General features: G+C 60.9%; 22 protein-coding genes. 7 read left to right on the top strand and 15 right to left on the bottom strand.

The annotated features are described in order from the left end of the window. Window positions 1–168: 168 nt before the first annotated feature. From KGA89_RS08040 to KGA89_RS08020, 5 genes are all read right to left on the bottom strand, one after another. A complete protein-coding gene (locus tag KGA89_RS08040) occupies window positions 169–939 on the bottom strand; it encodes a hypothetical protein (protein ID WP_223471155.1) in 771 nt (256 codons plus the stop codon). Between the two features lie 446 nt (window positions 940–1,385). Next, on the bottom strand, window positions 1,386–2,147 hold the full coding sequence (tcyN, locus tag KGA89_RS08035) for an L-cystine ABC transporter ATP-binding protein TcyN (RefSeq protein ID WP_223471154.1): 762 nt from the start codon (window positions 2,145–2,147) through the stop codon (window positions 1,386–1,388). Window positions 2,148–2,150: 3 nt separating this feature from the next. Continuing rightward, the gene (gene tcyL, locus KGA89_RS08030) at window positions 2,151–2,816 is read right to left on the bottom strand and encodes a cystine ABC transporter permease (RefSeq protein WP_079301476.1); all 666 of its coding nucleotides are present in this window, start codon (window positions 2,814–2,816) and stop codon (window positions 2,151–2,153) included. Further along, entirely contained in the window at window positions 2,816–3,616 is an 801-nt protein-coding gene (gene tcyJ / locus KGA89_RS08025; protein WP_223471153.1) for a cystine ABC transporter substrate-binding protein, read from the bottom strand. Before tcyJ ends, tcyL begins: the two co-directional genes overlap by 1 nt. A gap of 236 nt (window positions 3,617–3,852) precedes the next feature. Beyond that, the gene (locus KGA89_RS08020; protein ID WP_223471198.1) at window positions 3,853–4,851 is read right to left on the bottom strand and encodes a D-cysteine desulfhydrase; all 999 of its coding nucleotides are present in this window, start codon (window positions 4,849–4,851) and stop codon (window positions 3,853–3,855) included. Window positions 4,852–5,278: 427 nt separating this feature from the next. Between KGA89_RS08020 and betT the strand changes: the two genes are divergently transcribed. Continuing rightward, complete coding sequence (betT, locus tag KGA89_RS08015; RefSeq protein ID WP_223471196.1) at window positions 5,279–7,240, top strand: choline transporter BetT; 1,962 nt, start codon at window positions 5,279–5,281, stop codon at window positions 7,238–7,240. Window positions 7,241–7,291: 51 nt separating this feature from the next. On the opposite strand, the gene KGA89_RS08010 is transcribed toward betT, so the two are convergent. Then, window positions 7,292–8,032, bottom strand: coding sequence for an SDR family oxidoreductase (locus tag KGA89_RS08010; RefSeq protein ID WP_223471152.1), 741 nt, complete (start codon window positions 8,030–8,032; stop codon window positions 7,292–7,294). 116 nt (window positions 8,033–8,148) lie between these two features. On the opposite strand from KGA89_RS08010, the gene KGA89_RS08005 reads away from it, so the two are divergent. Next, the gene (locus KGA89_RS08005) at window positions 8,149–9,039 is read left to right on the top strand and encodes a LysR family transcriptional regulator (RefSeq protein WP_003196673.1); all 891 of its coding nucleotides are present in this window, start codon (window positions 8,149–8,151) and stop codon (window positions 9,037–9,039) included. Between the two features lie 124 nt (window positions 9,040–9,163). Continuing rightward, the gene (gene mgrA, locus KGA89_RS08000; protein ID WP_223471151.1) at window positions 9,164–10,201 is read left to right on the top strand and encodes an L-glyceraldehyde 3-phosphate reductase; all 1,038 of its coding nucleotides are present in this window, start codon (window positions 9,164–9,166) and stop codon (window positions 10,199–10,201) included. A 93-nt stretch (window positions 10,202–10,294) separates the two neighbouring features. Here mgrA and tauD read toward each other — a convergent pair whose 3' ends face one another. From tauD to KGA89_RS07965, 7 genes are all read right to left on the bottom strand, one after another. Next, window positions 10,295–11,137, bottom strand: coding sequence for a taurine dioxygenase (gene tauD, locus KGA89_RS07995; RefSeq protein WP_223471150.1), 843 nt, complete (start codon window positions 11,135–11,137; stop codon window positions 10,295–10,297). Window positions 11,138–11,186: 49 nt separating this feature from the next. Next, a complete protein-coding gene (gene tauC, locus KGA89_RS07990; RefSeq protein ID WP_003196679.1) occupies window positions 11,187–12,026 on the bottom strand; it encodes a taurine ABC transporter permease TauC in 840 nt (279 codons plus the stop codon). After that, window positions 12,023–12,817, bottom strand: coding sequence for a taurine ABC transporter ATP-binding subunit (gene tauB, locus KGA89_RS07985; RefSeq protein WP_223471148.1), 795 nt, complete (start codon window positions 12,815–12,817; stop codon window positions 12,023–12,025). The genes tauC and tauB overlap by 4 nt, the downstream gene beginning before the upstream one ends. 21 nt (window positions 12,818–12,838) lie before the next feature. Further along, window positions 12,839–13,816: a taurine ABC transporter substrate-binding protein gene (gene tauA / locus KGA89_RS07980; protein WP_003196684.1), complete on the bottom strand. Its 978-nt coding sequence runs from the start codon at window positions 13,814–13,816 to the stop codon at window positions 12,839–12,841. A 308-nt stretch (window positions 13,817–14,124) separates the two neighbouring features. Further along, complete coding sequence (gshA, locus tag KGA89_RS07975; RefSeq protein WP_223471145.1) at window positions 14,125–15,708, bottom strand: glutamate--cysteine ligase; 1,584 nt, start codon at window positions 15,706–15,708, stop codon at window positions 14,125–14,127. Between the two features lie 270 nt (window positions 15,709–15,978). Next, entirely contained in the window at window positions 15,979–16,362 is a 384-nt protein-coding gene (locus KGA89_RS07970; RefSeq protein WP_003196688.1) for a PaaI family thioesterase, read from the bottom strand. Further along, window positions 16,362–18,686: a Tex family protein gene (locus KGA89_RS07965; protein ID WP_003196689.1), complete on the bottom strand. Its 2,325-nt coding sequence runs from the start codon at window positions 18,684–18,686 to the stop codon at window positions 16,362–16,364. The genes KGA89_RS07970 and KGA89_RS07965 overlap by 1 nt, the downstream gene beginning before the upstream one ends. Before the next feature lie 357 nt (window positions 18,687–19,043). Between KGA89_RS07965 and ompR the strand changes: the two genes are divergently transcribed. Further along, window positions 19,044–19,784 (top strand): two-component system response regulator OmpR, encoded by a 741-nt coding sequence (ompR, locus tag KGA89_RS07960; RefSeq protein ID WP_003196691.1) that lies wholly within the window; start codon window positions 19,044–19,046, stop codon window positions 19,782–19,784. A gap of 114 nt (window positions 19,785–19,898) precedes the next feature. Next, window positions 19,899–21,212 carry an ATP-binding protein gene (locus KGA89_RS07955; protein ID WP_003196694.1) on the top strand — a complete coding sequence of 438 codons (1,314 nt, stop codon included), beginning with the start codon at window positions 19,899–19,901 and terminating at the stop codon, window positions 21,210–21,212. A 137-nt stretch (window positions 21,213–21,349) separates the two neighbouring features. Here KGA89_RS07955 and rimK read toward each other — a convergent pair whose 3' ends face one another. Next, a complete protein-coding gene (gene rimK / locus KGA89_RS07950) occupies window positions 21,350–22,255 on the bottom strand; it encodes a 30S ribosomal protein S6--L-glutamate ligase (protein ID WP_003196697.1) in 906 nt (301 codons plus the stop codon). Continuing rightward, a complete protein-coding gene (locus KGA89_RS07945) occupies window positions 22,252–22,716 on the bottom strand; it encodes an ATP-dependent zinc protease (protein WP_223471195.1) in 465 nt (154 codons plus the stop codon). Before KGA89_RS07945 ends, rimK begins: the two co-directional genes overlap by 4 nt. A 254-nt stretch (window positions 22,717–22,970) precedes the next feature. Between KGA89_RS07945 and KGA89_RS07940 the strand changes: the two genes are divergently transcribed. Both KGA89_RS07940 and hslO read left to right on the top strand, forming a co-directional pair. Then, window positions 22,971–23,375, top strand: coding sequence for an RNA-binding S4 domain-containing protein (locus KGA89_RS07940; RefSeq protein WP_223471143.1), 405 nt, complete (start codon window positions 22,971–22,973; stop codon window positions 23,373–23,375). Between the two features lie 191 nt (window positions 23,376–23,566). After that, on the top strand, window positions 23,567–24,469 hold the full coding sequence (gene hslO / locus KGA89_RS07935) for an Hsp33 family molecular chaperone HslO (protein WP_223471141.1): 903 nt from the start codon (window positions 23,567–23,569) through the stop codon (window positions 24,467–24,469). Window positions 24,470–24,480: the final 11 nt, after the last annotated feature.

The raw sequence follows: 24,480 nt of genomic DNA, 5'->3' as shown, positions 1-24,480 counted from the left end.
ACGCTCACTTGGGGCGAAGCGGCTTTTGTGGTGAGGGAGCTTGCTCCCGCTATGCGGGAGCAAGGCTTGCCCGCGATGGACGCGATGCGGTCTTGCAGAATCGAGGCGCCTGTTTCGCGAGCAAGCTCCCTCGCCACAAAAGCGTCCCTCGCAAAAGTGTCTCCCGTATCAAGGCCTTTTGCGGTGCGGCTCGGCCGCCATGAGGGCTTCTTTCGGCGGTTTTTTCAGGTACGGATTGGCGCAACCGATCTTCAATGTCCGTGGCGGTGCCCAGTGGGAGTTGTTGCCCACACGGTCGAGGATGCAGTAGGTCACTTCCAGGCGCAGGTCTTCTCCTGCCTCCAGGATGATCTGCGGCGGGACCCAGATATTGATTGGCTGGCCGACCTCGCTGGCGGTGACGGCAGGCAGGTCCATGCGCACATCGCCCCAGCGCAGGGTCACGGCATCGCCGGCGGCCATGTTCAGGTAGGGCTCGATGGTCAGCGGTACACCGCGCTTGATCTGGTTGGGGTTCACCCCTTGGCGTCGGATAGTGCCGGGAATGCGCACTGGCGCCAGGCCCTGGTTTTCATCGCCGCTCAGGGCCGACGGCTGCCCGCCGGGGCAATCGAGCTTCGCATGTACCCGTTGCTTGGCGGATAGCGCCGGCCCACGTCCGACCTGCATCACCCGATAGTGGATGCGCGAGGTTCCGTCGACGATGAAACTCTCCGGGACCCGCAGGGTGACGCTGTCTTGCACATCGGCCCGCGACAACAAGCGCGAGCCGACGTAGCAGTTGTCCCAGAACAGTTCGATCAGGTCACCTGAGTCCATACCAGGGTAGGGCGCAATGGCAACCTCCAGGTGAGCGGCGTTGGCGATATTGATGCCGGTAGGGTGGGCATTGGCCAGGGTGGGGGCGGCCAGTTCAGGACTCTTCGACTTACATGTCATGGTGTTCTCCTTGATGCTTGAAAACGAAGTCCGTTTGATCAAAGGCGCTTGATAATCGCGACATATTTTATTTGTGCAGTCATAGAGGCTGGCTAAGCTTAGTCACTGCGCAGAACTAAAATAATGTGCATCGCCTATTGCTCACTAGATAATGTCTCAGTAGTTTCAGTGTCAATAGAGGAACTTGCTTAATAATTAATTGTGAAAGGCTTCAGAAACATCCTACGCGTCAAAGTTAATAATGCGCGGCGCCGCACGCCTTTTTCCTAGGCTTGCCAGTTTTCAAAAAATGGGTGCGCAAGGGCACTGGAGACTGAAGTGGAAAGATGCTTGGGCGACGGGGAGTGTTACGAGAAGTTGTATATGCCGCACATGAACACAGTGCGAGTTGTTTCTTTTGCAGCGGTCCCACTTCCTTCCCTGGAAGTGATAATGCTAAGAATAACTTACTGGGCGCCGTGCCCGGCGGAAAGGATCTTGCTGAGGAACTGTCGCGTGCGTTCTTCCTTGGGGGCTGCAAACAAGGCCTTGGCTTCGCCTTGTTCGACGATCACGCCTTTGTCGAAAAACACCACGCGGTTGGCCACGTCCCGGGCGAAGCCCATTTCGTGGGTCACGATGACCATGGTGCGTTTTTCTTCGGCCAAGCCGCGAATGGTTGCCAGCACCTCGCCCACCAGTTCCGGATCGAGGGCCGAAGTCGGTTCGTCAAACAGGATCACCGCCGGTTCCATCGCCAACGCCCGGGCAATCGCCACGCGCTGTTGCTGGCCGCCGGAAAGACGCCGTGGATAGGCGTCCTCCTTGCCGGCCAAGCCGACCTTGGTCAAGAGCTTGCGTCCCAGGGCTTCGGCTTCCGCGCGCGGAATCTTTTTCACCACCAGCGGGCCTTCGATCACGTTCTCCAGCGCGGTGCGATGGGGAAACAGATTGAAGTTCTGGAACACAAAGCCCACCTGCTGGCGCAAACGGCGCACCAGGTTCTGCTGTTGGTTCAGCGGACGACTGCCATCGATCTCGATGTCGCCGACCTTGATCCGGCCGCTGTTGGGCTCTTCGAGGAAGTTCAAGCAGCGCAGGAAGGTGGTCTTGCCCGAGCCGCTGGGGCCGATGATCGCAACCACTTCGCCTTCTTCGATCTTCAAGTCGATGCCGTTGAGCACCACCTGGCCCTTGAACTGCTTTGTCAGTTTTTCCACGACAATCATGGGTCAGGACTCCTGGTCATGCCGATTGACCCGGGCTTCCAGACGGTTCTGCACATGTGCAAGAACGCTGATCAGAAACCAATAGATCAATGCGGCAGACAGATACATGGCGAATATTTCAAAGGTGCGGGCGGAAACCAACTGTGCCTGCCGGAGCAACTCAGGGACCTGGATGGTGGCCGCCAACGAGGTGTCCTTCACCAATGACGTGAAGCTATTGCCCAGTGGAGGCAAGGCGGTACGCATGGCCTGCGGCAGGATAGCTCGACGTAACGTCTGCACGCGGGTCATACCGATGCTGGCAGCCGCTTCCCACTGACCGCGTTCGATGGAACTGATAGCGGCTCGCAGGGTTTCGCAAATGTAGGCGGCCATGTTCAACGAGAGGCCAATCAGCGCTGCGGGTATCGCGTCCAGCTCGATGCCCACTTGCGGCAAGCCGTAATACATCATGAACAGTTGCACCAGCAACGGCGTGCCGCGAAAGAACGATACGTATACTCGGGCGATCCAGCTCAGCGTCTTGAACCGCGACAAGCGCATCAATGCCAGGCCAAAGCCGAGCAGGAAGCCAAAAAACATCCCGCCCAGGCTCAAGCCCACCGTGAAGTACACGCCCTGAAGCAGGAAGGGCGTGGAGTCCAGGATAAGTTGTAACTTTGCTTCCATTATTGAGTGACGTCAGCGTTGAAATATTTCTCGGACAGCTTTTTGAGGGTGCCATCCGCGCGCAGTTTTTCAATTGCCTTGTTCACCGCTGCCAGCAACTCCGGTTCGTCTTTGCGCAGGGTCACACCCGCTTCCTGACGAGAAAATGCGTCGCCGGCAACCGCGGTGTCCGGGGCTTTTTTCGCGAGTTCAAACGCGGCGAGGCGGTCCACCAGAATCGCATCGATCCGTCCGATACGCAGGTCCTGATATTTGGTCGGATCGTCTTCATAGGTCCGGATGTCGGCTTTTGGCACGTTATCCTTGAGCCATTGTTCGTAGTTGGTACCCAGGCCTACACCGACCTTCTTGCCAGCCAGGTCGGCTGCCGCCTTGATATTGAGTTTTTCTTCGTTCTTCTTCAGGACCAGCGCCTGAATACCAGAGACGGTGTAAGGCGCAGAAAAATCGTACTTTTTCTTGCGCTCTTCGGTAATGGTGACCTGGTTGATGACGGCGTCCAGACGCTTGGACTCCAGCGCAGCGAGGATGCCATCCCACTTGGTCGTTTGCAGTTTGACCTTCACGCCCAGCTCCTTGGCCAGGGCTTCGGAAAACTCCACTTCGAAACCGGCCAGCTTGCCGTCGGCGTCGACGAAACTGAACGGTGGGTAAGTGCCTTCCAGGCCGACGTTGATCACGCCTGCATCCTTGATTTTCTGCAGCTGCTCACCGGCAACTGCTTGCCCCAACAACCCGGCGCTCAATGCCAGGCCCAGCGAACCTACCAACAGGTTGCGACGTAATGCGGAAAAATTCATGACAAGCCCCTGTGTTTTCTTATGAAGAGGTTATTTTGGCTGAGATAAGGCGTAGCCGCGATCCGAAAAGATTGCCACATCCTGCCTTAAAGCAGCTTGGGCGTCTCGCGGCAAATGCGCCTGCGGCGAGACTATAGGATGGCTTTTATAGATTGGAAAATAATATTAAACAAAGCGCATATGTCTATTTGGAATGACTGCTTGTGGGAGCAAGCTCGCTCCCACAGAAGTCTCCACTAAGCCTGGAACGCCGCGCTGTAGGCAAACAACGCCGGTGCGCCGCCGGTGTGCAGGAAGATGATCGGGCCTTCGTCGAAACGGTCGCGACCCATGCCGTCGAGCAGGCCGGCCATGGCCTTGCCGGTGTAGACCGGATCGAGCAGCAGCCCTTCCTGGCTGGCCAGCAGCTTGACCGCCGCCAGTGTCCCGGCGTTGGGTTCGCCGTAGCGGGGGGCGAAATATTCGTCCCAGAGGTTCACTTTGAACGCCTCCGGAAGGGCGACTTCGAGCAACGCTGCCGTGCGCTCGGCCAGGCCCTGGACCTTCGGAAACTGGTCCTCCTCGCTGCGCGAAACCGTCACGCCGATGACAGGCAGCGCCGGCAGGGCTTCACTCAGCGCCAGCGCCAGGCCGCTGTGGGTGCCGGCACTGCCCGAGGCCAGTACCACGGCGGCGAATTCAATCCCGGTGTCCTTGATCTGCTCGGCCAGTTCCAGGCCGGCGCGCACATAACCCAGCGCGCCCAAGGCGTTCGAACCACCAATCGGTACCAGGTAGGGTTTTTTCCCGTTGCTGCGCAGGCGACCGGCCAGGGCCTGTAGCTGCTCATCGGCGTTGTCCAGGTTGTCCACCAGCTCGACCTTGGCGTCGAACAGCTCCAGCAGCAGCCGATTGCCGTTGCCCAGGTAATTGCTGTCTTCGGTGCCGATGGGGTTTTCCAGCAAGGCCACGCAACCCAGGCCCAGCTTCGCGGCGAGGGCGGCGGTCTGGCGCACATGGTTGGACTGGATCGCCCCGGCGGTGATGAGGGTATCGGCGCCTTGGGCGATGGCATCGGCGGCCAGGTATTCGAGCTTGCGCAGTTTGTTGCCACCCATGGCCAGGGGCGTCAGGTCATCACGCTTGATATAGATGTCCCGGCCGAGCCAGGTGGAGAGACGGTCGAGTTTTTCCAGTGGTGTCGGATGGCCGAGCAGGTCGAGACGGTTAAAGCGAGACAGCTGTTCTTTGATCATGGGTCCGTACTGGTTGTAGGCGATGTCTGGACTATAGGCACGCGGATATTCATGGGCAACCGGCATGTGGGAACGAGCTTGCTCGCGATGGCGGCCTGACATTCAACATCTTCATTGACTGCTACACCGCTATCGCAAGCAAGCTCGCTCCCACAGGGGCTTGGCGCCAGTGAACGAATGCTCTCCTGGCAACGTCATACCCTCCCGTAGGCTAGTGTAGGAAGCGTGCCGTCGAGCCCTGCGATTAGTCCTTAGCTAGCTATTTATGTTTAACTTGAACGTTCATTCAAGTTAAACCGTCGGTTTGCTGCCCGCTCACAACAGGAGGCTTGCCTTTGCCGAGTCCGTTTTCGACCACCCCGATTCTTTTTCCCGAGGTGCTTGTTTCATGAGTGCCTCGTCCCTTCCACCCAGCGGCCTGGTCCGCATGAACCCGCCGGTCTTTTACTTCGCCGCGACCTTTATCCTGCTGTTCGGCCTGGTGGTGATAGCCATGCCCGCGCAGGCCGGCGCATGGCTGCTGGCCGCGCAGAACTGGGCGGCCAATACAGTCGGCTGGTACTACATGCTGGCGATGACGCTGTATCTGGTCTTCGTGGTGGTCACCGCCTTGTCCGGCTACGGCAAGATCAAGCTCGGTGCCGACCACGACGAGCCCGAATTCAGTTATCTGTCCTGGGCCGGCATGTTGTTCGCCGCCGGCATCAGCATCACGCTGTTTTTCTTCTGCGTGTCCGAGCCGCTGACTCACATGGTCCAGCCGCCCCAGGGCGAGGCAGGCACCGCCGAAGCGGCGCGCCAGGCCATGCAGGTCCTGTTCTTGCACTGGGGGCTGCACGGCTGGGGCGTTTTCGCATTCGTCGGCATGGCCCTGGCGTACTTCGCCTACCGGCACAATTTGCCCCTGGCCCTGCGTTCGGCGTTGTACCCGCTGATCGGTAAGCGCATCAACGGCCCCATCGGCTACGCCGTGGACGGCTTCGGTATTATCGCCACGGTGTTCGGCCTCGGCGCCGACATGGGCTTTGGTGTGCTGCACCTCAATTCCGGGCTCGACTACCTGTTCGGCATCGCCCATACCCAGTGGATTCAGGTTGGCCTGATCGTACTGATGATGGGCGCGGCGATCATTGTGGCGGTGGCCGGTGTCGACAAGGGCGTGCGGGTCATGTCCGACATCAACATGCTCCTGGCCTGCGCGTTGTTGCTGTTCGTGCTGTTCGCCGGACCCACCCAGCATTTGCTCAACACCTTGATCCAGAACATCGGCGATTACCTCGGCGCCCTGCCGATGAAGAGTTTCGACCTGTACGCCTACAACGAACCTAGCGACTGGCTGGGCGGCTGGACGGTGTTCTACTGGGCCTGGTGGATCGCGTGGTCGCCGTTCGTGGGGCTGTTCATCGCACGGATTTCCCGTGGCCGCACCATCCGCGAATTCGTGTTTGGCGTGCTGCTGATTCCCCTGGGTTTCACCCTGGCGTGGATGTCGATCTTCGGCAACAGCGCCATCGACCAAGTGCTGAACCACGGCATGAGTGCCCTTGGCATGTCGGCCTTGGAAAACCCATCGATGAGCCTTTACCTGCTGCTGGAAACCTACCCCTGGAGCAAGACGGTCATCGCGGTCACCGTGTTCATCAGTTTCGTGTTCTTCGTCACGTCCGCCGACTCAGGCACCGTGGTGCTGTCGACGTTGTCGGCCAAGGGCGGCAACCCCGACGAGGACGGGCCGAAATGGCTGCGGGTGTTCTGGGGCGCGATGACGGCCCTGGTGACCAGCGCGTTGCTGTTCTCCGGCAGCATCGATGCCTTGAAGTCGGCGGTGGTGCTGACGTCCTTGCCGTTCTCGTTGATTCTGCTGCTGATGATGTGGGGCCTGCACAAGGCGTTCTACCTGGAGTCCCAGAAGCAGATCGCGCAATTGCACTCCCTGGCGCCGGTGTCGGGTTCACGTCGGGGCACGGGCGGCTGGCGCCAGCGCTTGAGCCAGGCGGTGCATTTTCCGTCCCGTGATGAGGTGTACCGTTTCCTCGACACGACGGTGCGCCCGGCCATTGAAGAAGTGACCGCGGTGTTCGTCGAGAAGGGCCTGACAGTGGTGGCCCAGCCCGACCCGGCCAATGACAACGTCAGCCTGGAGATCGGTCACGGTGAGCAGCATCCGTTCATCTACCAGGTGCAGATGCGCGGCTACTTCACGCCGTCCTTCGCCCGCGGCGGCATGGGCTCCAAGGAACTCAACAACCGTCGTTACTACCGTGCCGAGGTGCACCTGAGCGAAGGCAGCCAGGATTACGACCTGGTGGGCTACACCAAGGAGCAAGTCATCAACGACATCCTCGACCAGTACGAGCGGCACCTGCAGTTCCTGCATTTGGTGCGCTGACTCATCTGCACCGACCTCATCGCGAGCAAGCTGGCGATGCAGGAAAAAGCCTCAGACTAGTCCGCCATTGGCCCGCAGGATCTGTCCATTCACCCATCCAGCGGCCGGGCTCACCAGGAACGCGATGATGCTGGCAATGTCTTGCGGCTGGCCGAGGCGTTCCAGGGGCGGCATCTTGGCGTAGTGCTGCACCTGTTCCTCACTTTTGCCGTGCATGAACAGTTCGGTGGCGACTGGGCCGGGGGCCACGGCATTGACCGTGATCTGCCGACCGCGCAGTTCCTTGGCGAACACCTGGGTCAGGGATTCCACTGCGGCCTTGCTGGCGATGTACACCGAGTAGCCGGGCAGGTTCAGGCCCACGGTGCTGCTGGAAAAGTTCACGATCCGGCCACCGTCGTTCAGACGGGTCGCGGCTTCGCGCAGGGTATTGAAGGTGCCACGGGTGTTGATGGCGAACGTCTGGTCGAATAACTCGTCGCTGTGCTGCGCCAGGGGCATCACCTGGAGGATGCCGGCGTTGTTGATCAATACATCGACCTTGCCCAATTGCGCTTCGGTTTCATCGAACATCCTGCGGACATCGGCGGCAGAGGACACGTCTGCCTTCACCGCTATGGCTTGGTGGCCGGCCTGGCGCAGTTGCACCACCAACTTGGACGCCTCGCTGGCGCTGTTGGCGTAGTTGATGACGACGGCGAAACCTTCGCTGGCAAGTTGCTTGGCGATTTCGGCGCCGATGCCGCGGGAAGCACCGGTGATGATCGCAATTTTGGACGTTTGAGTCGGCATGCTTGAGTCCTCTTGAAGTGGGTGAAGCCAGGTTCACATGTTTACTCTCGGCGATAAATGCCCGAAAGTTGCCTTGACTGTTCAACAATCACTAACAATAAAGGCGCCGGATTCAGATGGATCAAGTCAAAGCGATGAAGGTGTTCGTGCGCATCTACGAGCGAAGCAGTTTCACCCTGGCGGCTGAAGACTTGAACATGCCACGGGCCACGCTGACCCATACCCTCAATCAATTCGAAGCCTGGCTGGGCGTTCGCTTGTTGGAGCGCAGCACTCGCAAGGTGCGCCCGACCCTCGATGGCGAAGCCTATTACCCACGCTGCGTGCAATTGCTGGCGGAACTTGAAGAAGCCGAACTGGCGTTTCGCGGCGTGGCGCCCAAAGGCAAGTTGAGGGTGGACTTGCACGGAACCCAGGCACGGTATTTCGTGATTCCGGCGTTGCCACAATTCATGGCCCGCTATCCCGAAATAGAACTGTTCATCAGCGAGGCCGATCGTTTCGTCGATCTGATTGCCGAAGGCGTCGATTGCGTGCTGCGCTCCGGTGAGTTGGCGGATTCATCATTGATCGGCCGGCGTGTCGCCAATCTTCGACAGATCACCTGCGCCAGTCCCGGTTACTTGCGCCAGTACGGCGAGCCGAAGTGCCTCGATGATTTGAAACATCACAAGGCGGTGAATTACGTCTCGCGGACCACCGCCAAACTGTATCCGTTTGAGTTCATGGTCGATGGCGAGCTCAAGGAGGTCCCGATCGGGGGCTCGCTGTCGGTGTCCGGCGCCGAAATATATGCCGCCTCGGCCATCGCCGGCCTGGGCCTGATCCAATGCCCGCATTACCGGATGGAAGAGCCGATCCGGCAGGGCCTGATGCAGGAAGTCCTCACCGCCACCCCACCACCGTCCATGCCGGTGTCGGTGCTCTATCCGCACAACCGACTCATGTCGCCGCGGGTTCGTGTATTCGTGGATTGGGTGGCGGAGGTGTTTGCGCAGGCGCGTTAGTGTGGTCTCCGACTTCCTGGCACTGCAAGCCCGCTCCCACACCTGATATGCGAACTTTCAGCCTGACCGATGCGTCTGTGAAGTGTTAGCTTCTGCCACCAGCGTCCGAACAGAGAGCCTTTCGATGACCTACACCGCTGCGCAAAACCGCTACGAGTCCATTCCTTACCGCCGCGTCGGTCGCAGCGGGCTGGTGCTGCCGGCGCTGTCGCTGGGGTTGTGGCACAACTTTGGCGACAGTACGCCCATCGATACCCAGCGCGCCTTGCTGCGTACGGCGTTTGACCTGGGCATCAACCACTTCGACCTGGCAAACAACTATGGTCCGCCCTACGGCAGCGCCGAGATCAATTTCGGCCGGTTGCTGCGCGAAGATTTCAAGCAGTACCGCGATGAATTGATCATCTCCAGCAAGGCTGGTTGGGACATGTGGCCGGGCCCATACGGCCAGGGTGGTGGCTCGCGTAAATACGTGCTCGCCAGCCTCGACCAAAGCCTGCAACGCCTGGGGCTGGACTATGTGGATATCTTCTATTCCCACCGCTTCGACCCCGACACCCCACTGGAAGAAACCGCCAGCGCACTGGCCACTGCCGTTCAGCAGGGCAAGGCGTTGTACATCGGCATTTCCTCGTATTCCGGGGTGAAGACCCGGGAAATGGCGGCGCTGCTCAAAGAGTGGAAAGTCCCGCTGCTGATTCACCAGCCGGCCTACAACCTGCTCAACCGCTGGGTGGAGAAAGACCTGCTGGACGCCACCGACGAACTGGGTACCGGTGTGATCGCTTTCACGCCACTGGCCCAGGGCTTGTTGACCGACAAGTACCTCAAGGGTATTCCGGCCGATGCGCGGGTGAACCGTCCGGGCGGCGGCTCGTTGCAGGCTTCGCATCTGTCGGAGGAAAACATCGCCCATGTACGCGCCCTCAATGAGATCGCCCAGCGGCGCGGCCAGAGCCTGGCGCAAATGGCCCTGGCCTGGACCCTGCGCGATCCCCGCGTGACCAGCGCGTTGATCGGCGCCAGCCGGCCGGAGCAGATCATCGAGAACGTCGGGGCGTTGAAGAACCTGAGCTTCAGTGCTGAAGAACTGGCGCAGATCGATCAGTTTGCCCTGGAGGGCGGGATCAATCTTTGGGAGAAGCCTTCGTCGGCTGAGTAACGAATCGGCTGATCTGCAATGATCAGTTGAATACACCATCCTGTGGCGCGGGCATAAATCCCCTCGCCACAGGAGCAATTCAGACTCGATGCCTCACCTGAAAAACGGTACATCCCCCAACACCGTCGCCCGGTGCATCATCCGGCGGGCGGGGCGGTAGTCATCCACGGCGAAGTGCTGGGTGACGCGGTTGTCCCAGAACGCCACGTCGTTGACCTGCCAGCGCCAGCGCAGGGTGAACTCCGGGCGGGTGGCGTGGGCAAAGAGCAGTTTCAGGATCACCTCGCTTTCGGTTTCCGACAGCTCGTTGATCCGTGTCGTGAAGCCTTCATTGACGAACAGCGACCGTCGCCCGCTCACCGGATGAGTGCGGATCACCGGATGGGACAGCGGTGGGTTTTTTCGCCGTGCCTCTTCCCAGCGCGCCAGGTCTTCGGCGGTGTTGCCAAAGCGTTCCAATGGAAAGGACCGGATGAAATCGTGGGTCGCTGTCAGGCCTTCCAGCAAGCGTTTCAATGGGGCTGACAGAGCTTCGTAGGCCGCGATGCCGCTGGCCCACAACGTGTCGCCGCCAAACGCCGGCAGTAGCTTGGCGCTGAGCACCGCGCCCATGGCCGGCGTCGGGAGAAAGGTCACGTCGGTGTGCCACACTGCGTTGTCGCGAACATCGGTGACGGCGGTGTCGAGCACCAGTACTTCCGGCTGTTCCGGTATGTTGGGGTAGATCGGGTGAATGTGCAGGTCGCCAAAATGCGCGGCGAAACGCGCTTGTTGCTCCGGTTCGATTGGCTGGTCGCGAAAGAACAACACCTGATGTTCAAGCAAAGCCTGCTCGATGGCCTCGCGATGTTCCGGGCTCAGCGGCTGGCTGATATCGATCCCACTGATCTGCGCGCCGAGGGCAGTGCTCAATGGCGTAATGGTTGGGCGGTTCATCGCAATGTTCTCGGTCTGGGCGCCGAATGGTCGGCGTGGTCATTGGGTATCAATGGGCCTGGCCGTGCCACGGCACCAGTTTGCGTTGCAGGGCGCGCAGGCCCATTTCCATGGCGAAGGCGATCAATGCGATCACCAGGATCCCCAGTACCACCACGTCGGTGACCAGGAACTGCGCGGCTGACTGCACCATGAACCCCAGGCCGCTGGTGGCGGCGATCAGCTCGGCGGCCACCAGCGTCGACCAACCCACGCCCAGGCCAATGCGAATGCCGGTGAGGATGTCCGGCAAGGCACTGGGCACGATCACGTGGCGAATCAACTGGGCCCGCGTGGCGCCCAACGATTGCGCAGCGCGTAGCTTGGCCCGGTCGACAGTGCGCACACCGGTGGCGGTGGCGATGGCAATCGGGGCGAAAATCGCCAGGTAGATCAGCAGCACTTTCGACAACTCGCCGATGCCGCACCAGATCACGATCAATGGCAGGTACGCCAGCGGCGGAATCGGCCGGTAGAACTCGATCAACGGATCGAGCACGCCGCGCGCGATGCGGTTGGCGCCAATGGCGATGCCCACCGGCACCGCCGTCAGCACCGCGAACAGCAGGCCCAGGCCGATTCGTTCAAGGCTGGCGGCCAGGTGCTGCCAGAGGGTCGAGTCCATGTAGCCGCTGGTCGCCAGCAGCCAACCTTTTTGCAGCACTGCAGACGGCGAGGGCAGGAACAGCGGTTCGATCAGGCCGCTCGCGGTGACGGCCCACCAGACCGCCAGCAGGGCGATCAGGGTCAAGCCGCTGATCCAGCGTGTACTCAGGCTGGGCCTTGAGTCGTTGGTCGCGCGCCTGCTCGTAGTTTCACTGACGACGGCTGGAATTTCGTAGCTGCTCATGCGCGCTCCTGTGGTCGAGTGGCGCTGCGTTGGGCGAACACCTTGGCGAGCACATGCTCGCGGGTTTCGATAAAGCGCGGGTCGGATTTGATCGACCGCGCCGATTCCCCGGCCCCGTAGCGTTGGCCGAAATCCAGGCTCAGGCGCTCGACGATCTGCCCCGGGTTAGGTGCCAACAGAATCAAGTCGGTGGCGAGGAACACGGCTTCTTCAATGTCATGGGTGATCAGGAACACCGGCTTGGCGGTGCGCTGCCAGACCTGCAGCAACAGTTCCTGCATCTGTTCGCGGGTGAAGGCGTCCAGCGCACCGAAAGGTTCGTCCATCAACAGCACGCGTGGGTCGGCCGCCAGCGCCCGGGCCAGGCCGACGCGTTGCTTCTGGCCGCCGGAAAGCTGCCAGACACGACGTTGCTCGAAACCGGCCAGGTCAACCAGGGCAAGCATTTCCCGGGCCCGGGCTTCGCGCTTTTGCTTGCCGACCCCAGCCAGTTCCAGGCCGAACCCAACGTTTGCCAGCACGTCCTGCCAAGGCAGCAGTGCATCGTCCTGGAACACCACGCCGCGCTCGGCGCTCGGACCCTTGACCGGCGTGCCGTCGAGGGTGATCTGCCCGGCGCAGGGCTCGACGAACCCGGCAATCAGGTTCAACAACGATGTCTTGCCACTGCCGGACGGGCCGAGGGCAACCAGCAATTGCTGGGGCCCCAGGGTCAGGGAAATATCCGCCAGCACCGGTTCCGCGGCGCCGGGGTACTGTGCGCTGATGCGCTCCAGCTGTAGCAAGGCCATCGCGTGTCTCCCTTTTCCTGCTCAACGAGTGATGTATTTGGCGCTGACGTAAGGCGCGTAGTCCGGCAGCACGGCTTCGACCTTGCCTTGCTCCTTGAGGAACGCTGCGGTGTCGGTGATGGCTTGGGTGGTCGGTGCGCCGAGGCTCACGACCTGATCGGCCGCCAGCGGAAAGACGTTGCCTTGCAGCAACAGCGGGATATCGCTGGCCTTGGCGCCGGAGAGCTTCACCAGTTTGTCGACGTTGGACGTATCGGCCAGCCAGGCTTGTGGGTCCTTGCGGTACTGGGCGTAGGCATCCAGGGTCACTTTGGCGAAGGCGGTGACAATTTCAGGATGCTTCTGGGCGAAGTCCTTGCGCACTATCCAGGCGTCGAAGGTCGGGGCGCCGAACTTGGCCAGTTCCGCGGAGGTGATCAGGACCTTGCCGTTTTCCTTGGCCACGCCCAGGGCCGGGTCCCAGACGTAGGTGGCGTCGATGTCGCCGCGCTTCCAGGCGGCAATGATGGCCGGTGGCGCCAGGTTGAGTACGGTGACTTTCGACGGGTCGATATTCCAGTGCTTCAACGCGGCGAGCAGGCTGTAGTGCCCGGTGGACACGAATGGCACGGCGATTTTCTTGCCGATCAGGTCTTGCGGGGAGTTGATGCCCGAACCGTCACGAACCACCAAGGCTTCGGCGGCGCCGATCTGGGTGGCGATGAGGAAGGTTTCCACCGGGACCTTGCGGGTGATGGCTGCGGTCAACGGACTGGAGCCGAGGTAGCCGATCTGCACGTCGCCCGAGGCGATGGCGGTGATGACATCGGCGCCGTTGTCGAACTTGCGCCAGTCGATCTTGGCCTGGGTGGCTTTTTCGTAGGCACCATCGGCCTGGGCGACTTTGGCCGGGTCGACGGTGGTCTGGTAAGCGACGGTCAGGTCGGCCGCCTGGGCAAAAAGACTCGTTGCAGCCAGGGAAGCGGCCGCGAGAAGGCGAAGGGGGAAACTCAAAGACATGGGAAAGCTCCTCAACAGGCCGCCGGATGTTCGGCGTTGGAGGAGACTAAATGATCTAAGAATTGGAAAATAAATAACTTTTTCGAATGAGCTTATTTTCGAAAAAATCTATTGAGAACGGCTTGAAACTTTTGTGGCGAGGGAGCTTGCTCCCGCTGGGCCTGTAGGTGCTGTCGAGCGAAGCGAGGCTGCGATCTTTCCCAGACGCTTGAGTCCCAAGCGAAAGATCAAAAGATCGTCCGAACGCGGCCCGAGCCTTCGGCAGCTCCTACAGTGCAGTCCAGCGAAGCGTCCTCGTCAAAGAGGGATCAGTTACTGATCGCCAGGATGCTCGCCTGATACGAACCCACGAACACGTCGAAATCCCCCACCTCGTTCTGCTCCAGCTCAGTTTGCTGAACCAGGGATTCTCGGGCGGTTTCCTCGAATGCAGTCTGTTCCTGGGCGGGCAAAGGCTCGGCGCGGAAGAACTCGGCGTGGGCCTTGCTTTGGCGCAAGGAGAACTGGGCAAAGCCTTCCTGATGTTCGGCCATGGCGGCCAGCACCTGGGCGGAGGGCGTCAGGGACGGGTCGCGGACTTTCGCCAATTGCGCGTCCAGCGCCTGGCGGTGGGCATCGCCACCTTGACTCTGGTCGAGCAGCGAGGCCAACGGTGCGATTTTTTCCAGCAATTCGACGGCCCAGGCCTGCATGTCCACCGATTGACCCTGGCGCTGCAATTGCAGGCCAGGCTTGCGGCCTTCCTTGACCACGGTAAGGAAGTTGCTCGTGGCGTTGCCGCATTCGTTGTTTTCCAGCTGCGGGCTGTCATTGAGGCCGCAATACAGCAGGAACGCATCGAGGAACCGCGACTCGGTGAGATCGATGCCCATCGGCAGGAACGGGTTGATGTCCAGGCAACGCACTTCGACGTACTGGATACCCCGGGCCATCAAGGCCTGGATCGGCCGCTCGCCGGTGTAGGTCACGCGTTTGGGGCGGATGTTGGAGTAGTACTCGTTTTCGATCTGCAGGATGTTGGTGTTGAGCTGCACCCACTCGCCGTTCTGGTGAGTGCCGACCTCGACGTACGGCGCATAAGGCGTCGCCACCGCTTTGCGCAGGCTGTCGGTGTAGCTGGCCAGGTCGTTGTAGCAAGGCGTGAGGCCGGCCTGGGCGTTGCTCTGGTAACCCAGGTCGCTCATGCGCAGGCTGGTGGCGTAGGGCAGGTACAGGGTGTCCGGGTCCAGTTGTTCCAACTGGTGCGGGCGACCGCGCAGGAAACCGGCGTCCAGGGCCGGCGAGGCACCGAACAGGTACATCAGCAACCAGCTGTAGCGGCGGAAATTGCGGATCAGCGCGATGTAGGCCGACGACTGGAAATCACGGTCGCTGGCCTCGACGCCTTCGGCCTGCCGGAGCAGGGGCCAGAGCTTTTCCGGCAGGGAAAAGTTGTAGTGGATCCCGGCAATGCATTGCATGGTCTTGCCGTAGCGCAGGGCCAGCCCCTTGCGATAGACGTACTTGAGCCGACCGATGTTCGAGGTGCCGTAATACGCGATCGGGATGTCCTCTTCCGCCGGCAGTGGGCACGGCATCGAAGGGCTCCACAGGTACTCGTCACCCAGTTTGCTGTAGGCGAACCGGTGGATCTTGTCGAGGCTGCGCAGGGTATCGGCCGGGTTGGCCAGGGCTGGCGTGATGAACTCCAGCAGCGACTCGGAATAGTCGGTAGTGATCTGTTCGTTGGTCAACGCCGAACCCAGGGCCTTGGGATGCGGGGTCTGCGCCAAGTGCCCATCGCCGGTGACGCGCAGGCATTCACGCTCGATGCCGTGCAGGCACTGTTCGAGCAGGGAGAGGTTGGCGCGCTCGCCGAGCAGGGCCAGGCGGCGGTTTAAAAGGTCGCTCAAGTTGAATTCCTTCACGCGTCAGTCGCCCCAATATGGGGGTGGGCAAGACGGTCTACAAGGGTGAAGTTAAAACTGGCGTTTTCGCCTGGTTTTCATGCTGCCAAAGACAATCATCACACCCCCTGTGGGAGCGAGCCTGCTCGCGATAGCGGTCTGTCAGTCAACTTTTATATTGACTGGTCCACCGCTATCGCGAGCAGGCTCGCTCCCACAAGGGGTTTCGGCGCGGCATTCATGGCGTCGAAATTAACTCAAATCGATGACAGGGAGCTATAGGACAGCGAACGTGCCTTGCGCTTTTGCGACCAGTTTGTCGCCTTGCATCACCTCGGCCTCGACCACCAGCGTGCGCCGACCGGGGTGGATGACCCGAGCGGTGCACAACACGTCGCCGTCGGACACTGCGCGAATGTAGTTGATCTTGCATTCGATGGTCGCGCTCTGCTGGTCAAAGCCATGGACACTGGAGCAGGCCAGTCCCATGGCGATGTCCACCAGGCTGAACAGCGCGCCGCCGTGCAGCTTGCCGCCGCGATTGCGCAGCGGCGGCTCAAGGCTCAGGGCGACTTGCGCCACCCCGTCCCCAAGGCTGTGCAGACGGCAGCCGAGCAGCTTGAAAAACGCGCTCTCCACCAACTCGGCTGGCACGTCCATCAGCGTTTCTTCAACTGCTTGGCGTTGGCGAACAACGAGGCCATGGCGTTGTTCGCCGGGGCCGCGGTGGCGGTTTCCTTGCGTGGCGCGGTGTTTTGCGACTGGCGTGGCGTCGAGCCGGGACGCGCACCACGGGCACCGTCGACTTTCTCGCCCGGTGTGTCGCTCATGCGCATCGACAGGCCGACGCGTTTGCGCGGGATGTCGACTTCCATGACCTTCACTTTCACCACATCACCGGCTTTCACCGCTTCGCGCGGGTCCTTGATGAACTTCTCGGACAAGGCCGAGATATGCACCAGACCGTCCTGGTGCACGCCGATGTCGACGAAGGCACCGAAGTTGGTGACGTTGGTCACCACGCCTTCGAGGATCATGCCCGGCTGCAGGTCCTTTAGGTCTTCGACGCCGTCCTGGAACTCGGCGGTCTTGAACTCGGGGCGCGGGTCGCGGCCCGGTTTCTCCAGTTCCTGGAGGATGTCGGTGACGGTGGGCAGGCCGAAGGTTTCGTCGGTGAATTTCTTCGGATCCAGGCGCTTGAGGAACCCGGCGTCACCGATCAGCGAACGGATGTCGCGGTCGGTCTGGGCGGCGATGCGTTGCACCAGCGGGTAGGCTTCAGGGTGGACGGCGGAGGAGTCCAGCGGGTTATCGCCGTTCATCACCCGCAGGAAGCCGGCGGCCTGTTCGAAGGTCTTTTCACCCAGGCGCGGGACTTTCTTCAACGCGGCGCGGGTCTTGAACGCGCCGTGTTCGTCACGGTGGGTGACGATGTTCTGCGCCAGGGTGGCGTTCAGGCCGGAGATACGTGCCAACAGCGCCACCGAAGCGGTGTTCACGTCAACGCCCACGGCGTTCACGCAATCCTCCACCACCGCGTCCAGGCCGCGCGCCAGTTTCAACTGGGAAACATCGTGCTGGTACTGGCCGACACCGATGGATTTCGGGTCGATCTTCACCAGTTCCGCCAGTGGATCCTGCAGGCGACGGGCGATGGACACCGCGCCTCGGATCGACACGTCCAGGTCCGGGAATTCCTTGGAGGCCAGTTCCGACGCCGAGTAAACCGAAGCGCCTGCCTCGGAAACCATGACCTTGGTCATCTTCATGGCTGGGTATTTCTTGATCAGCTCGGCAGCCAGCTTGTCGGTCTCGCGGCTGGCGGTGCCGTTGCCGATGGCGATCAGGTCCACCGAATGCTTGGCGCACAGGGCGGCGAGCACGGCGAGGGTCTGGTCCCACTTGTTGTGCGGCACGTGCGGGTAGACCGTGGCGTGGTCCAGCAGCTTGCCGGTGGAATCCACCACGGCCACCTTGCAACCGGTGCGCAGGCCCGGGTCCAGGCCCAGGGTGGCGCGTGGGCCGGCCGGTGCGGCCAGCAGCAGGTCATGCAGGTTGTGGGCGAATACGTTGATTGCCTCGGTCTCGGCGTTATCGCGCAACTCGCCCAGCAGGTCGGTTTCCAGGTGGGTGTAGAGCTTGACCTTCCAGGTCCAGCGCACCACCTCGGCCAGCCATTTGTCGGCGGCGCGATTCTGGTTCTGGATGCCGAACTGCTGGCCGATCATGCCTTCGCATGGGTGCATGGTGCCGGGCAATTCTTCACCGACTTTCAGTGCGGAGCTGAGGATGCCTTCGTTGCGACCACGGAAAATCGCCAGGGCGCGGTGGGACGGCATGCTCTTGAGCGGTTCGTCGTGTTCGAAGTAGTCGCGGAACTTCGCGCCTTCCTCTTCCTTGCCGGCGATCACCCGGGCGCTGAGGGTAGCTTCCTGCTTGAGATAGCTACGCAGTTTTTCCAGCAGGTTGGCGTCTTCGGCGAAACGCTCCATGAGGATGTACTTGGCGCCTTCCAGCGCCGCTTTTACATCCGCCACGCCTTTTTCGGCATCGACGAAGCGCGCGGCTTCGGCTTCCGGGGCCAGGGTCGGATCGTTGAACAGGCCGTCGGCCAGCTCGCCGAGGCCGGCTTCCAGGGCGATCTGGCCCTTGGTGCGGCGCTTTTGCTTGTAGGGCAGGTACAAGTCTTCGAGGCGGGTCTTGGTGTCGGCCAGCTTGATGTCGCGCTCAAGTTGCGGGGTCAGCTTGCCCTGCTCCTGGATGCTGGCCAGGATGCTGATGCGCCGTTCGTCGAGTTCTCGCAGGTAGCGCAGGCGTTCTTCCAGATGCCGCAATTGGGTGTCATCGAGGCTGCCGGTCACTTCTTTCCGGTAACGGGCGATGAAAGGCACCGTGGAGCCTTCATCGAGTAGCGCGACGGCCGCTTCGACCTGTTGTGGGCGTACACCGAGTTCCTCGGCGATGCGGCTGTTGATGCTGTCCATAAAACCACCTGACAAATTGTGAAATCAGGCTCGCCGCCGCAGAAGCAGGGCTCGGCGAGACTGGTTGAGCGGCCTGGCATGCGCCGCTGCCTGGGTCAAAAGGCTGCCTGTTGACCCGCGAAATTCAAAAAGTGCTGCCTGGCCAAGGGGAAAAAAATGGCACGCCGGGTCACGATCCGGCATTCCCTGGCACAAAAGGCCGCGCATTATAACCAGCGTTCCGTCCTGAGGGGGGGACATGGTCTGTAGGCTTGATACCCGGATTTGTGGTGATGGAGGAAAAATCTGCTAACAATGCACACGGTGCGTATAACGGCAGCTAGGCCATAATGCGCGCCGAGATCAAAGGAGCTTCCTATGAGCAGCACTGCACAAACTGCTGAAGGCGAAAAAATTCTTATTGTTGACGACGATCCGGGGCTGAGCAGCTTGCTGGAACGCTTTTTCGTCAGCAAGGGCTACCGCGCCCGCACCGTACCGAACACCGAGCAAATGGATCGACTGCTGGCCCGTGAAGTTTTCAACCTGGTGGTGCTCGACCTGATGCTGCCTGGTGAAGACGGCCTGACAGCCTGCCGCCGCCTGCGTGGCGCCAACAACCAGATCCCGATCATCATGCTCACCGCCAAGGGCGACGAGCTGAGCCGTATCAAGGGCCTGGAACTGGGCGCCGACGATTACCTGGCCAAGCCGTTCAACCCCGACGAACTGATGGCCCGCGTCAAGGCGGTGCTGCGTCGTCAGTCGGCACCGGTACCTGGCGCGCCGGGCAGCGAAGATGAAAGCGTGACCTTCGGCGACTATGAGCTGTCCCTGGCCACTCGCGAGCTCAAGCGCGGCGATGAGGTCCACATGCTCACCACCGGCGAGTTCGCCGTGCTCAAGGCCTTGGTGATGAACGCCCGCCAGCCGCTGACCCGAGACAAACTGATGAACCTGGCCCGTGGTCGTGAATGGGATGCGCTGGAGCGCTCCATCGACGTGCAGATTTCCCGTCTGCGCCGGATGATCGAACCCGATCCTTCCAAGCCGCGGTATATCCAGACCGTCTGGGGCGTGGGGTACGTGTTCGTACCGGATGGCGCCGCCAGCAAGTGATCGGCGATTTGTAGGAGCGGGTGGCCTGGCCGGTTGAAAGGTCTTCTTCCAGGCGACTCGCGGTCTGTCATTGTGCGAGCATCGCTCGCTCCTGCAAGTGTGTAGCGGTTATTCATGAAAACCCCCGTTTGGTTCCCCCAGAGTTTCTTCTCCCGCACCCTCTGGCTGGTGCTGATCGTCGTGCTCTTCTCCAAGGCACTGACGCTTGTGTACCTGCTGATGAACGAAGACGTTCTCGTGGACCGGCAGTACAGTCACGGTGTTGCCTTGACCCTGCGGGCTTACTGGGCGGCGGACGAAACCAACCGGGCGAAAATTGCCGAGGCGGCGACGCTGATCCGCGTTGTCGGTGCCGGCGTGCCGGAGGGCGAGCAGCACTGGCCCTACAGTGAGATCTATCAACGCCAGATGCAGGCCGAACTGGGTGCCGATACCGAGGTGCGATTGCGCATGCACTCGCCGCCGGCGCTGTGGGTGCGAGCCCCGAGCCTGGGGGATGGCTGGCTGAAAGTGCCGTTGTACCCGCATCCGCTGCGCGGCCAGAAAATCTGGAACGTGCTCGGCTGGTTCCTGGCCATCGGCCTGCTGTCGACGGCGTCGGCGTGGATCTTCGTCAGCCAGCTCAACCAACCTTTGAAGCGTCTGGTCTACGCTGCCCGTCAATTGGGCCAGGGGCGCAGCGTGCGGCTGCCCATCAGCGATACACCCAGCGAGATGACCGAGGTCTACCGTGCCTTCAATCAGATGGCCGAGGATGTCGAACAGGCCGGGCGCGAGCGTGAGTTGATGCTCGCTGGTGTCTCCCATGACCTGCGCACGCCGCTGACCCGGCTGCGGTTGTCGCTGGAGTTGATGGGCGAGCACACCGACCTGACCGACGAGATGGTCCGCGACATCGAGGACATGGACGCGATTCTCGACCAGTTCCTGGCGTTCATTCGCGACGGTCGTGACGAGTCTGTGGAAGAGGTGGACCTAAGTGAATTGGTGCGGGAGGTGGCCGCGCCCTATAACCAGAACGATGAGAAAGTGCACCTGCGCCTGGAGCCGATCCAGCCGTTCCCGTTGCGCCGGGTGTCGATGAAGCGTTTGCTGAACAACCTGATCGGCAATGCGCTGAACCATGCTGGCACCGGCGTTGAAGTCGCGGCTTATGTCTCCGGTGACACCAGCGCGCCTTACGTGGTGCTGAGCGTCATGGACCGTGGCGCCGGCATCGATCCTTCTGAGCTGGAAGCCATTTTCAACCCCTTCACTCGCGGTGATCGCGCCCGGGGCGGGAAGGGCACGGGGCTGGGCCTGGCTATCGTCAAGCGCATCGCTTCGATGCACGGCGGCAACGTCGAACTGCGAAATCGTGTCGGTGGCGGGCTGGAAGCTCGGGTGCGCTTGCCATTGGGCTTGATGCTGCCTCGGGATGCGGTGTAGCGGTCTTCGTTTGGCTGATACCTGTGGAAGGACCTGTGGGAGCGAGCTTGCTCGCGATGGCGATATACCAGTCACATCGATGCTGACAGACACACCGCTATCGCGAGCAAGCTCGCCCCCACATTTGTTGTTCTGCGTCAGCCCTTGCCCTTGGTCCGGGTCATGTTCGGCCCGCCATTCTTTTCCAAATGCTCGATGATGATCCCGGCCACGTTCTTGCTCGTGGTGGTTTCGATCCCTTCCAGGCCTGGCGAGGAGTTGACTTCCATCACCAGCGGTCCGTGGTTGGAGCGCAGGATGTCCACGCCCGCCACGGCCAGGCCCATGACTTTCGCGGCCCGCAGGGCGGTCATGCGTTCTTCCGGGGTGATCTTTATCAGGCTGGCACTGCCGCCGCGATGCAGGTTGGAGCGGAACTCTCCGGGCTTGGCCTGGCGTTTCATCGAGGCAATCACCTTGTCGCCGACCACGAAGCAGCGAATGTCCGCGCCACCGGCTTCCTTGATGTACTCCTGGACCATGATGTTCTGCTTAAGGCCCATGAACGCCTCGATCACCGATTCCGCCGCCGTCGCGGTTTCACACAAGACCACGCCGATGCCCTGGGTGCCTTCCAGCACCTTGATCACCAGCGGTGCGCCGTTGACCATCGCAATCAGGTCGGGAATGTCGTCGGGGGAGTGGGCAAAACCGGTTACCGGCAGGCCGATCCCGCGCCGTGACAACAACTGCAGCGAGCGCAGCTTGTCCCGGGAGCGGGCGATGGCCACCGACTCGTTGAGGGGAAACACCCCCATCATTTCGAACTGACGCAACACGGCGCAGCCATAGAACGTCACCGATGCGCCGATGCGCGGGATCACCGCATCGAACCCTTCCAGCGGCTTGCCACGGTAATGGATCTGCGGCTTGTGGCTGGCGATGTTCATGTAGGCGCGCAGGGTATCGATCACCACCATTTCATGGCCTCGTTCGGTCCCGGCTTCAACCAGACGACGAGTGGAATACAGACGCGGATTACGCGACAGCACAGCGATCTTCATGCAACACCTGTGGCAGAGGTAGTGGACACCGGGAATGCCGGCTTGTCTTGAACGTATTTGATACCCGGATTGACCACCAGTTGGCCGTCGATCAAGGCTTTGGAACCCAGTAACAGGCGGTATCGCATGGACTTGCGGCAAGCAAGTGTGAACTCCACCCGCCAGATCCGATCACCCAGTGCCAACGTGGTGCTGATCACGTAGCGGACCTGAGCGTGGCCGTTGGAGCTTTTTATTGTCTTGCGGGTCACCAGCGGGGCTTCGCAGCGGCGGTGGCGCAATTGCACGACCGTACCGAGGTGCGCAGTGAAGCGCACCCACTTTTCGCCATCGCGCTCGAATGGCTCGATGTCGGTGGCATGCAGGCTGGAGGTGCTGGCGCCGGTGTCGATTTTTGCCCGCAGGCCCACGACTCCCAGATCCGGGAGCGCCACCCACTCGCGCAGACCGACAACGGTCAAATGGTCAAAAGTCTTCAATAAAAAAACCTGCGATCAGTACATCGGATCGTGGACTCCGCGAATCGCGGTATTCACGCAGAATAATCACAAAATGGCGACAGTTATCTACGCGCTTGTTTGTGCTTGTAACCGATTTCGAGCCAAGCCATGCATGTGGAGGCGATCTGGCGGGCATTCTATCCGTCGGGCCGGATTCGTGCGCCCGACAAAAACGGTAGTACAGTTCCGGCTATTGGCAGAAAAGAGGAATGGCAGTGGCACAAAAAAAGGAAGAGGACGACAAGGTCCGTCTCGATAAATGGTTGTGGGCGGCGCGATTCTACAAGACGCGGGCGCTGGCCAAGACCGCCATCGAAAGCGGCAAGGTTCATCACCGCGGAGAACGTTGCAAGCCGGGAAAAGAGCCACGCGTTGGCGATGAATTTGTCATCCGCACCGGCTTCGATGAAAAGACTGTGGTGGTCGAAGCCTTGTCGATCGTACGTCGCGGCGCCCCTGAAGCCCAGGCGCTGTATCGCGAAACCGAAGCCAGCGTCGCCAAGCGTGAAACCGCCGCCGCGCAACGCAAGGCCGGCGCCCTGGGGGTCAGCACCGACGGCAAGCCGAGCAAGAAGCAACGCCGGGACCTGTTCAAGTTTCATGGCAGCAATAGCGAATAAAGTACTGGCCATTTGAAGTCAGAGTACCCGTGACGAGGGAGCAAGCTCCCTCGCCACAATGTGTCAGCCTACACATTCAGATGAGGTGTCAGCACCTTCCGGCCAGGCAAACCCAAGCCTTGCTTGGAACCCACCCTGAATGCCCATAAAATGCCCGCCATCATTTGTCATCACCTCAGATACCAGACCCTATGACTGATTTACCGGATACCGACTACACCCAACGTTTCATCTTCGATGACAGCGACGCCCGTGGCGAACTGGTGGCGTTGGAGCGTAGCTACGCCGAAGTCCTCGCCAAGCACGCCTATCCGGAGCCGGTCGCACAACTGCTCGGAGAGCTGATGGCGGCTGCGGCGTTGTTGGTGGGCACCTTGAAGTTCGATGGCTTGCTGATTCTCCAGGCGCGTTCCGATGGTCCGGTACCGTTGCTGATGATCGAGTGCTCCAGTGAGCGCGAAATCCGTGGCCTGGCCCGTTATGACGCCGAGCAGATCGGGCCTGACGCAACGCTGGCCGATATGATGCCCAATGGCGTGCTGGCCCTCACGGTCGATCCGACCCAAGGCCAGCGTTACCAGGGAATTGTCGATCTGGACGGGGCAACCCTGGCCGATTGCTTCACCAACTACTTCGTCATGTCCCAGCAGACCAATACCCGCTTCTGGCTCTACGCCGACGGGCGGCGTGCCCGCGGTTTGCTGCTGCAACAACTGCCTGCCGATCGCCTTCGCGACGCGGAAGAACGTGATGCCAGTTGGCAGCACATCAACGCTCTGGCCAGCACCTTGAGCGCCGATGAGCTGTTGAGCCTGGACAACGAAACCGTGCTGCATCGCCTCTATCACGAGGAGCAGGTACGCTTGTTCGATGGACAGCCGTTGCGCTTCCAATGCAGTTGCTCTCGTGAACGTTCCGCCAATGCGCTGGTCAGTCTGGGTCTGGAAGATGCGCAGCAACTGGTGATCGAGCATGGCGGTGCCATCGAGATCGATTGCCAGTTTTGCAACGAGCGCTACCTGTTCGACGCGGCGGACATCGCGCAATTGTTCGCCGGTGCGGGTGTCGACACACCGTCAGATACTCGTCACTAAAACGATTCAGC

Origin of the sequence: Pseudomonas sp. A-RE-22 (assembly GCF_019956035.1) — a bacterium.
GTDB classification, from domain to species: Bacteria; Pseudomonadota; Gammaproteobacteria; order Pseudomonadales; family Pseudomonadaceae; genus Aquipseudomonas; species Aquipseudomonas brassicacearum.
The sequence above is the reverse complement of the archived record's forward strand: the minus strand, read 5'-3'. Positions and strand labels throughout refer to the sequence as shown.